The sequence below is a fragment of the Bacillus sp. L_1B0_5 genome (genome assembly GCF_000836715.1).
In the GTDB taxonomy this organism is placed as follows: Bacteria; Bacillota; Bacilli; order Bacillales; family Bacillaceae_G; genus Bacillus_A; species Bacillus_A thuringiensis_S.
The window spans coordinates 1-1334 of the sequence record NZ_JXIS01000188.1 but is presented as its reverse complement, the minus strand read 5'-3'; the positions used below and the strand labels follow the sequence as shown (position 1 = coordinate 1334).

Genomic DNA, 1334 nt, shown 5'->3' with positions numbered 1-1334 from the left:
ACTTCCTGGCCTTGCTCGTTATAGATCGTAAACTCTGCACCTGGTAACTTGTTGTTTCCATCGGCTACGTCTACTTTTGTAATTTCAATTGATCCTCTAATCTTCGTATTATTTACAACCAGCTCAATTGTTTTTCCATTTTCAGTGATGCTAAACGGAATCGGCTCTTTTACCAGTACATAGCCCGCTGGTGATGTTTTTTCGATGAATTGGTACTTTCCAAATGGGATATTATCAATTTTGATTAACCCGTTTTTGTCTGTCTTATGCTCACTAATCTTCTTACCCTTTTCATCAGCTAGGATAAAAACAGCACCTTCTAATTTCGTTTTTCCGTCTTCATCTACTTTTAAGAGCTGTACATTTCCTTTTACTTGATCGTTTTTCACTTCAAACGGAAGTGTTTGATTATGCTCTTTTACTTCAAATGGATACTTTGTTTGATTTAATAAGTAACCTTCTAATCCTTTCGTTTCCTGGAAGTAATACTTACCAAACGGAAGAGAATTTACTTTCGCAATTCCTTCCTGATCTGTTGTTACTTTTGTGACTGCCTTTCCTTCTGGCGTAAATACTGTAAATTCAACGCCTGGGAGAATCTTGCCTGTGTCACTGATCTTTTTAATTTCAATATTTCCTTTGATTTGTACATTTTTCATTTCTACAACAGCAACTTCACCTGTTTTTACTTCAAAAGGCTTTGGTGTAACATCTAACACATATCCAACAGGTGCTTTCACTTCCTTTACAGTGTATGTGCCAAGTTCTAAGTTACCCATTTCAGCGATACCGTTTTTATCAGCTGTAATCGTTCCCATAACTTGTTGATTGCTGTTTGCGATTTCAAATACTGCGCCTGATAGTGGCTTTTTGTTTTCATCCACTTTCATCACTTTTAAGGCGCCATTTGCTTTCCAGAATACTTGTAAGTCTGTGCTTACTTGTTCTGTACTGCGCTCTAATAATACAGTTGCATCTTGAATCGTACTTGTTCCTTTATATACGATTGCATGAACATTCGTTAGATTTGAAACGACTTTTAGAGATAGTTCACTACTCTTAGAGGATTTTGGTACTTGAATACGGAACTTTTCTCCTAGTTGGAACGTTTCTTTTGCTTCACCTTGTTCTGTGACAATACGTGTGCCTTGTGGTGCATTGTTCATTTGTACTTGAAATGTACCTTTTTTTGCATTTGTTTGAACGTTGTATGTTGTTGTTTCAAAATATTCACCGTTTAATTGTGCTTCTTGTTTATCCGTTGGAATGACATTCATCCAGACATCTTGTGTATCCTGGCTTTGATTTGCCGCATGAATAATGTTCTTTGCCGC

1 protein-coding gene is annotated in these 1334 nt (G+C 36.7%); it reads right to left on the bottom strand.

The window, feature by feature from the left end; genetic code table 11:
* Positions 1-1334, bottom strand: a 1334-nt coding sequence (locus tag RT27_RS35585) for a SpaA isopeptide-forming pilin-related protein (RefSeq protein ID WP_043939250.1), incomplete at both ends; no start/stop codon positions are given.